Genomic DNA, 8,041 nt, shown 5'->3' with positions numbered 1-8,041 from the left:
CTTTAGGCGCTTTGACGCCGTAGGCCCGTGAGGATCCCCCCTATCGTGCTACCCGCTACCAGACCTACTTCGCCCGAATCGCCTGAATCGGGAGGGAGGCGTCCATTTCATTCTCCTCCCTGCCACAACCCCAGCTGCGCGCCAGCGCCGACGATGCGCCAGAGACCAGCCAGCGGCGCCAGCTTGCCGCCGCCCCGCAACAAGGGCGCTGGCACTGGCGCTGGCGCTGGAAGCAGGTGTGGTTTCAACTGCACTGGTTTATCGGCATCACGGCCGGCACGGTACTGGTGATCATCGGCCTGAGTGGCGCCACCCTGGCCTTCAAGGAGGAATTGCTCGATGTCATGAACCCCGGCGTGCGCCACGTTCCCGTGGAAACCCGCGCGCCGCTGACACCAGCCCAGCTGAGCAACATCGCCGCGACGGAACACGGCCAGCGCGTCGCCTCGATCACCATGTATGCAGAAGCGGGCGTGGCGCCCCGTTTGTTCTTCGCGGCTAAGGAGGGCCAGCGGCGCGGCGAGTCCATTTATGTCCATCCGTACACGGGTGCGATCCAGCCCGCGTTGATGGGCGCGGGATTTTTCGAGTGGACGGAGTCATTGCACCGCTGGCTGCTGCTGCCGCGCGATCCGGGCCGCCAAGTGGCGGGCGCGCTGGCCCTGTGCCTGCTGGGCCTGGCACTCTCCGGCCTGTACCTGCGCTGGCCCCGCCGTCCGCTGGACTGGCGCACCTGGCTGACTTTCGATCCTGCATTAAAAGGCCGCTCGTTTTTGTGGAATCTGCACGCCGTGGCCGGCACCTGGTGCCTGGTGGTGTACGTGGCGCTGACCCTGACGGGCATTTACTGGAGCTATGACGTGGTGCGCGACAATATCGACGCCTGGGCTGGCAAGCCGTCAAGGATGGCACAGGCGCCCGCGAAAAAGGGGCCAGCCAAGGACCATACGCCCGCCGTCGACCTCAGCCTGGCCTGGAGCAGCTTCCAGCAGCACGCCCCCGGCTGGAGCCTGGCCAGCGTGCGCCTGCCCACGCGCGCCGGCGAAGCCGTGCAATTCACGTGGCTGGCCAGCGACGCGCCACACGAACGGGCACGCAGCCGCATAAGCATTTCCCCGGCCGATGGCACGCTCACGGAAAACGAGCCGTACAGCCAGCAGGCGCTGGGTGCGCGCCTCGTCAACATCATTTATCCGCTGCATATGGGGACGTATTTCGGCTTGCCGGGCCGCATCATCGTCACCGTGGCCAGCCTGGGCCTGCCCCTGTTCGCCATCACGGGCTGGATGTTGTACCTGGGCCGCCGCAAGGCGAAACGGGCTGTGCAGGCGCAGCGGGCTCTGCTGGCCGGCACTCCCGGCAATATGGCTACTGGCCTGCCCACGCTGGTAGCCTACGCCAGCCAGTCGGGCCAGGCCGAGCGCCTGGCCCTGGCAAGCGCGCGCGCCCTGCAGCAGGCGGGTGTGGCCGTCGATGTGCAGTCGCTGGACCGCTTTGATCCCGCGCAATTGCGCCAGTATGAACGGGCCCTGGTCGTTGCCAGCACCTTTGGCGAAGGCGAAGCGCCGGACGGCATGCGCCGCTTCGCGCGCCTGTTGCAGCAAACGGCGGGCACGCCGCTGGCAGGCCTTGAATTTGGCATGCTGGCCCTGGGCGACCGCCACTACAGTGACTTCTGCGGCTTCGGTCATGCGCTGGAGCGGCAATTGCGCGCGCTGGGCGCCACGCCCCTGTTCCCCCTGATCGAAGTGGACAAGCACGACCCCGCCGCCCTGGCCGACTGGTCCAAAGCGCTGGCCCGCTGTAGCGGCAGCGCCATCGATGCCATCGGCGTGCAGGAACAGGCGTCATATGCAGAGTGGCGCTTGCTGCGCCGCGTGCTGCTCAACCCCGGCAGCCTGGGCGGCGAGCTGCATGAAATCACCTTGACGGGACCGGCCGGTGCCACCTGGGAAGCGGGCGCGCTGGCGGAAATCATCGGGTGCAACGCGGACGGCAGCGATGGCGACGCGCAGGGTGCGCAACATGCGCCGCGCAGCTACTCGCTCGCGTCGCTGCCATCCGATGGCGAAGTGCAGTTGCTGGTGCGCCAGGAACGCCATGCAGGCGGCGAGAACCAGGGCCATGGCATCTGTTCCGGCTGGCTCACGCGCTTCGCCCCGCTGGACGGCAGCATCCGCCTGCGCCTGCAAGCCAATCCCGCCTTCGCGCCAACACTGGTCGACCTGCCCTGCATTTATATCGGCAACGGTTCCGGCCTGGCCGGCTTGCGCGCGCACCTGCGCGCGCGCCGGCGGGCTGGGCTGGCACGCAACTGGTTGCTGTTCGGCGAGCGCCAGCATGCTTTTGACAGCGTCTGCGGCGAAGAGTTGCAAGGCTGGCTGGACGCTGGTCACCTGGCGCGCCTGGACCGCGTCTTTTCGCGCGATAGTGAAACACGGGAATATGTGCAGGACCGCTTGCGCGACCATGCCGATGAACTGCGCGACTGGCTGGCGCAAGGCGCCATCGTCTACGTATGCGGCAGCCTGCACGGCATGGCGGCAGGAATCGATGCTGTACTGCAAGAAGTGCTGGGGCAGGATGGCCTCGATGCCCTGCTGGCGGCCGGACGCTACCGCCGCGACGTGTATTGACGTGTATTGATATACATCAGTCCGCCCTCGGCGCCGCCCGGCTATGTGGGCAGGCGCACAGTCAGGGCCAGCCATCGGACTAAAGTGGGGACATGGCGGCACGATCGCCGCCCCACTCACTGTCTGCGAGGCTAGCCATGAAAAACCCCTGGATGAGCATGTACCTGAGCGCGGCCAACCGCATCGCCAACACGGCGCGCGGCCACGCCACGGCCGCCGTCAAGCGCGAAGCGGCGAAAAATACGCGCCAATTGACGCAAGTATGGTTCGATTCCTTCCTGCCCGCGGCAGGCAAGCCGCGGCGCAACCGCAAGGCCAAATAAGCCCCTGGCAACAGGCGAACTTGTGCGGTGCATCACAGCAGTAAGTTGAAGTTCCGACCAAGTGGGCTACACTGCAAGCATGGTAGTAAAGATAATGCGTACGCGAATGAAGTGACCGGCAGGCGCCGCATCCCCGCGCCGCCACCGGCTCATCAGGAGACGACCATGTTGACGCTCAAAGTGCTGGCCTGCCTTGCCCTGTCGGCCTTGCTGCTCGCACCCCTCGTGCTGAGGGATACGATGCAGTTGTCGGCAGGACAGCAGCTGCAAGTACCGAATGTCGATGCCCATGCCATGTGGAACCATTGGCCGAAGCAATAGTACGCGCTCGGTAACAAGGCGCATCGTTCAATCCGTTTTATTGCGGATGGGAAATTGTTCCTCCATCCACATTTTTTCCATGTTTCCCCTCCCCCTCTTCACCATACTTTTGATCCAGATCATGGATTTCAACCTTCGCTACGCCCACACTGGAACAGTCCGCTTCGCATCGCGACGGACTTAACCGGGAGCATCGGCATGGGTAAATCGGACTGGAAGGATGAGATGGCGCTGGGCGTTCCCGCCATCGACGAGGCGCATGAGGCGCTGTTTCAGGAGCTGGCGCGGCTGGGACAGTTGAGCGACCAGCATTTCAGCGTGGCGTTTCGCGAGCTGATTGCGGCCGTCGAACGCGATTTCCGCGAGGAAGAGGATTTGATGGAACAAATCGACTTTCCCTCGCTGGCCAACCACCGCGAACAGCATGCGCGCGTGCTCAGCGGCTTGCACCATGCCTGGGCCGCCGTCGATGAAGGCGACCTGGAGCAGGGACGCCATGCGCTCTCGCTCTTGCCGCAATGGCTGATCTTTCACCAGGCCACCATGGACCTGGCCCTGGCGGCGGCCCTGGAGCTGGCGCAACGCCAGCCCAACTAGACCTACAGCAGCAGCACCGTGGCTTGCTCGGGCAAGACCACGCGGTAATGTCCCGGGTACTTGTCTTCGCCGTCGAAAATCTTGCAAAACACGGGCTGGCTGATGTCGTTGACGGCCGGCTCGTGCATGGGCAAGGTGGCGATCAGTTGCTCGCCATCCATCAACTGTAAGGCGCTGCCCCGCTCGGCCGTGCAAAAGGCCAGCGATTGCACATCGTTGGCAAACGGCCGCTTGTACCACGGCGTGATGGCCCGCACGGCGCGCCGCGCGTCGTGCAAGACTTGCCCCACGCGCGTGACGTTCCACGCATCGCGCGCCACGGATGGCTGGAGCACGATATTTGCCGTCAGCTCGCCCCTGCCCTTGTTCACCAGGAAGGTGCCATCCTGCGCGGCGATGTCATCGTTGAGCGGCACGACAAACACCCCGCCGTCGGACACCTTGATCGGCACGGGGGCGCCATTGCCTTGCAGGGCCACGCGCACATCGTCGATGGTGGCGCTCAGCTTGGCCGGAATCAGGCGCAGGGCCATGACCACGCTACCGCTCGACACTTGCCACACTTTCCTGGCCGTCAGATAACTCTCGCGGTAAGCCGTGAAACGTATGCGCGGCGCCTTGGCGTCGCTATTGGCCGTGATCGTCACCGTTTGCGAGGGCGAGGCGTCCTCTGCTGGCGTAGCGGGTGTGGCAGGCGCAACGGGCGGCGGCACAAGGGGTGGCGGCACGACAGCGGCGGCGGGCGGCATGCTGGCGCTTTGCAGCGGCACGGGAACAGCCGGCGGCGGCGCGTGTTCCTGGGCCTGGCCCAGCGACACGACACACAACCATCCGGCACAAGCGATCCATGTACGCATGCATTTCTTTCAATGAGGGAAATATTTTATCAGCCCCTGCATTATCGCAGAAGGCCGGACGATGTGCCGCCATTGGCCTGCCGCACTCTTTTGGTGCGCACGCTTGATTATTTGGCAAATAGCATTTATATTGATAATGATTCTTATTCACGAAAGTGAGGAGGAATCGCGCGCCCTTCTTTTCCACTGCCCGACCGCGCCGGGCCTTGCGGTGGAACTGCTATCCAAGCCAGACCACGGGCCAGCGTCATGCCATCCCCCAGCTACTGCGCACCTCGCCAGACGAGATAGGAAAACACGACTAAAAATATTCCAGGAAAATGATGCAATCGACTACCGTCTTCTCTTCTTCGCGCCAGCCCGCCTTGCGCCCCCTCCCCCGCCTGTTACAAATCGCCTTGCTCAGCCTTGCCGCTGGCGTGGCCCTGCCGGCACAGGCCGCCGACCCCGCTGCGGCCGACGTGACCATGCCGGCCGTCACCGTGACAGGCCAGTCGACAGCGACGACGGAAGGCACGCAAGCGTACACGGCAGGCGAAACGCGCAGCGCCACGCGCATGGACCTGTCCCTGCGCGAGACGCCGCAATCGGTCAGCGTGATCACGCGCCAGCTGCTCGACGACTTGGGCGCCGTGCGCCTGGACCAGGCGCTGGCGCAGACGACAGGCATCCAGGTGGGCCAGAACGACACGGAACGCACGACCTTTAGTGCGCGCGGCTTCGGCATCAACAATATCCAGATCGACGGCATGGCGCGCGGCGGCAATGCGCCGTTGCAAGACACCATCCTGTATGACCGCATCGAGGTCGTGCGCGGCGCCACCGGCTTGATGGGCGGCAAGGGAGACCCTTCGGCCACCATCAACATGATACGCAAGCGTCCCACGAAAACCTTCCAGGCCAGCGCCGGCCTCATCATGGGCCGCTGGGATGACCAGCGCTTCGAGGCCGACCTCTCCACGCCGCTGAACGCGGAGGGCAGCGTGCGTGCGCGCACGGCCCTGGCCTGGCAAAAACGCGATTCCTACCTGGACATGTATCACGAACGCAAGACGGTCGGCATGCTCATCGTCGAGGCGGACGTGCGTCCCGGCACCCTGCTGACGGCCGGTGTCGACTTCCAGGATAACCAGCCCACAGGCGCCACCTGGGGCGCCGTGCCCTACTGGAACGCGGATGGCAGCCTGGCGAACTTGCCGCGCAACACCAGCTGGACGACGCCATGGAGCAGCTGGGCCAACAAGCAGCACACGGTGTTCACGTCGCTGGACCAGCGCCTGCCCGGCAACTGGAATCTGCACCTGGGCTATGCGCGTACGGAAAGCACGAACCGCACCACCGTTCTCTATGCGGGCAAAGGTTATCCCGATCCCGCCACGGGCGAAGGCATGCATCTGTGGACGGGCGCCTGGGGCGCAGGCAAGAACACGGGCGACAATTTCGACGTGTACGCCAGCGGTCCCTTCACCTTGCTGGGGCGCAAGCACACGGCCATCGTCGGCTGGAACGGCGGCAACCAGCGCTCGCGCTCGCTGGGAGGCGAAGCGGAAATCAATTACCCGGATTTTATCCCCGATTACCGCAACTGGACGGGCAACATTCCCCGTCCCGTGTTCCACCCGGACGGCTCGCACACGGAAACCGTGACGCGCCTGGCGGGCGGCTATGTGGCCACCCGCCTGAGCCTGGCCGACCCGCTGCACCTGATCATCGGCGCGCGCAGCAGTACTTACCGTACGGATACGCGCAACTACAATACGCAAGGCGTGTACACGGGCAGCGGCGACTTCGTGGAAACACGCAATGAAGTCACGCCGTATGTGGGCGCCGTGTTCGACATCAACAAGCAATATTCGACCTACGCCAGCTTCACGCAGCTGTTCAACCCGCAATCGAGCAAGGACCGCAACAACCAGTTCCTGGCGCCGGAAACGGGCGACAATGCCGAGTTGGGCATCAAGGGCGAATTCTATGAAGGCAAGCTGAACGCATCGGCCGCCCTGTTCCACACGAAGAAAAAGAACCTGGCGGAACTCGACCGCACGGTACCGCCCGGCTTTTTGCTGCCCGACGGCGGCCAGGCCATGGTGGCCAATGGCGCTGGCGTGACGGCCAAGGGCATCGAGTTCGACGTTTCCGGCCAGCTCACGCCGGCCTGGGAAGCGAGCGGCGGCTATACCTATCTGCATGCGGCCGAGGCCGATGGCCGCCGCGCCGCCACCACGCAGCCGCGCCATTTGCTGCGCCTGGCCACCAGCTACCGCTTCGACGGCCGTCTGGCAGGGCTGAAAGCGGGTGCCAGCATGACGGCGCAAAGCGCCATCTACAGCGAATCGTGGTACGGCCGCCCGCCGTCAAGCGAGATGACGAACATCCCGCAAGCGGGCTATGCGCTGGTCAACGCCATGGCCAGCTATGCGCTCAGCAAGCATGCCAGCGTGCAGCTGAACGTCAACAACCTGCTCGACAAGAAATACTACCGCAACGTGGGCTTCTTCGACGGCGTATTCTGGGGCGAGCCGCGCAATATCAGCCTGGCCGTGCGCACGGCGTTTTAAGCACGCCAGTGCGCGGGGGCAAGCAAGGTAAATCCATCGAGCAAGGGGCCGCCGACGGGCGCCAGCACGGCGGCGGTGACGTGTTCGAACGCGCGCTGGCCCGCCGCCAGGTCGCTGGCGACCAGACGCAGCGCACCGTCCAGCTGCCCGGCAATGGCTGCATCGAACGCCAGCAAGCGGCGAAACAGGTGCTTGCCGCCGCCGCTCCATTCGCCCGCCGCGCGCAAGTGCAGGTCGGCCAGCGCTTCATACAGCTGGCAAGCCACGGCCAGTGCCTCGCCCGGATGCCGGCTGTCGACCAGGTCTTCCAGCGAGGTGGTGATGGCATAGCGGCGCCGCTGCAAGTTGTCCATGTCGAGTACGGGTGGCCCGGCGGCGGCGATGGCTTGCGCCAACGCAAGCAATTGCGCGTAATGCTCGCCGGAGGCGGCGATATTTTCCCCTTCCAGCACCATGCGCGCCAGCGGCACCGTGCCGCCCGGTGCATCCATTTCCTTGCAAAAATACTTGAACGTGGCCAGGTCGTGCGCGAACAGCTCTACCGTGCGCCCTTCGGCCACGATGGTCGAACGCCAGGCGCAATCGACGTGGTCGAACAGCAGCAGCAAGTCGATATCGGAACTGGGCGTCTGCCGGCCCGTGGCAAACGAACCGCCGATGATGGCCGCCACGGCCGTGGGATAGTGTTCCTGCACCAGCCGCACGGCAATCGCGCGGATGGCGTCATAGGTGGGAATGTTTGTCACAGC

7 protein-coding genes are annotated in these 8,041 nt (G+C 64.8%); 5 read left to right on the top strand and 2 right to left on the bottom strand.

Annotated features, from left to right (window positions below):
• The first annotated feature begins 236 nt into the window (after positions 1-236).
• From ACQ4WP_RS14450 to ACQ4WP_RS14435, 4 genes are all read left to right on the top strand, one after another.
• Positions 237-2,636 (top strand): PepSY domain-containing protein, encoded by a 2,400-nt coding sequence (locus ACQ4WP_RS14450; RefSeq protein WP_436521670.1) that lies wholly within the window; start codon positions 237-239, stop codon positions 2,634-2,636.
• 137 nt (positions 2,637-2,773) lie between these two features.
• On the top strand, positions 2,774-2,959 hold the full coding sequence (locus tag ACQ4WP_RS14445) for a hypothetical protein (RefSeq protein ID WP_436509283.1): 186 nt from the start codon (positions 2,774-2,776) through the stop codon (positions 2,957-2,959).
• A gap of 165 nt (positions 2,960-3,124) precedes the next feature.
• Positions 3,125-3,280, top strand: coding sequence for a hypothetical protein (locus ACQ4WP_RS14440; protein ID WP_436521668.1), 156 nt, complete (start codon positions 3,125-3,127; stop codon positions 3,278-3,280).
• 198 nt (positions 3,281-3,478) lie between these two features.
• Positions 3,479-3,877, top strand: coding sequence for a bacteriohemerythrin (locus ACQ4WP_RS14435; protein ID WP_436521666.1), 399 nt, complete (start codon positions 3,479-3,481; stop codon positions 3,875-3,877).
• A 2-nt stretch (positions 3,878-3,879) separates the two neighbouring features.
• Here the strand turns inward: ACQ4WP_RS14435 and ACQ4WP_RS14430 are convergent, their stop codons facing one another.
• Complete coding sequence (locus ACQ4WP_RS14430) at positions 3,880-4,734, bottom strand: hypothetical protein (RefSeq protein ID WP_436521664.1); 855 nt, start codon at positions 4,732-4,734, stop codon at positions 3,880-3,882.
• Between the two features lie 323 nt (positions 4,735-5,057).
• Between ACQ4WP_RS14430 and ACQ4WP_RS14425 the strand changes: the two genes are divergently transcribed.
• A complete protein-coding gene (locus tag ACQ4WP_RS14425; RefSeq protein ID WP_436521662.1) occupies positions 5,058-7,292 on the top strand; it encodes a TonB-dependent siderophore receptor in 2,235 nt (744 codons plus the stop codon).
• Here ACQ4WP_RS14425 and ACQ4WP_RS14420 read toward each other — a convergent pair.
• Complete coding sequence (locus tag ACQ4WP_RS14420; RefSeq protein WP_436521660.1) at positions 7,289-8,038, bottom strand: nucleotidyltransferase domain-containing protein; 750 nt, start codon at positions 8,036-8,038, stop codon at positions 7,289-7,291. The genes ACQ4WP_RS14425 and ACQ4WP_RS14420 overlap by 4 nt on opposite strands.
• Between the last annotated feature and the right edge of the window lie 3 nt (positions 8,039-8,041).

This window comes from Janthinobacterium lyxosi (assembly GCF_051380665.1).
Lineage (GTDB): Bacteria > Pseudomonadota > Gammaproteobacteria > Burkholderiales > Burkholderiaceae_D > Janthinobacterium.
This window is presented reverse-complemented; position numbering and strand designations above follow the sequence as displayed.

Excerpts from the sequence above, each read along its gene's own strand:
- ACQ4WP_RS14445 (WP_436509283.1), top strand. The coding sequence starts at position 2,774 with ATGAAAAACCCCTGGATGAGCATGTACCTGAGCGCGGCCAACCGCATC.
- ACQ4WP_RS14430 (WP_436521664.1), bottom strand. The coding sequence starts at position 4,734 with ATGCGTACATGGATCGCTTGTGCCGGATGGTTGTGTGTCGTGTCGCTG.
- ACQ4WP_RS14440 (WP_436521668.1), top strand. The coding sequence starts at position 3,125 with ATGTTGACGCTCAAAGTGCTGGCCTGCCTTGCCCTGTCGGCCTTGCTG.
- ACQ4WP_RS14425 (WP_436521662.1), top strand. The coding sequence starts at position 5,058 with ATGCAATCGACTACCGTCTTCTCTTCTTCGCGCCAGCCCGCCTTGCGC.
- ACQ4WP_RS14435 (WP_436521666.1), top strand. The coding sequence starts at position 3,479 with ATGGGTAAATCGGACTGGAAGGATGAGATGGCGCTGGGCGTTCCCGCC.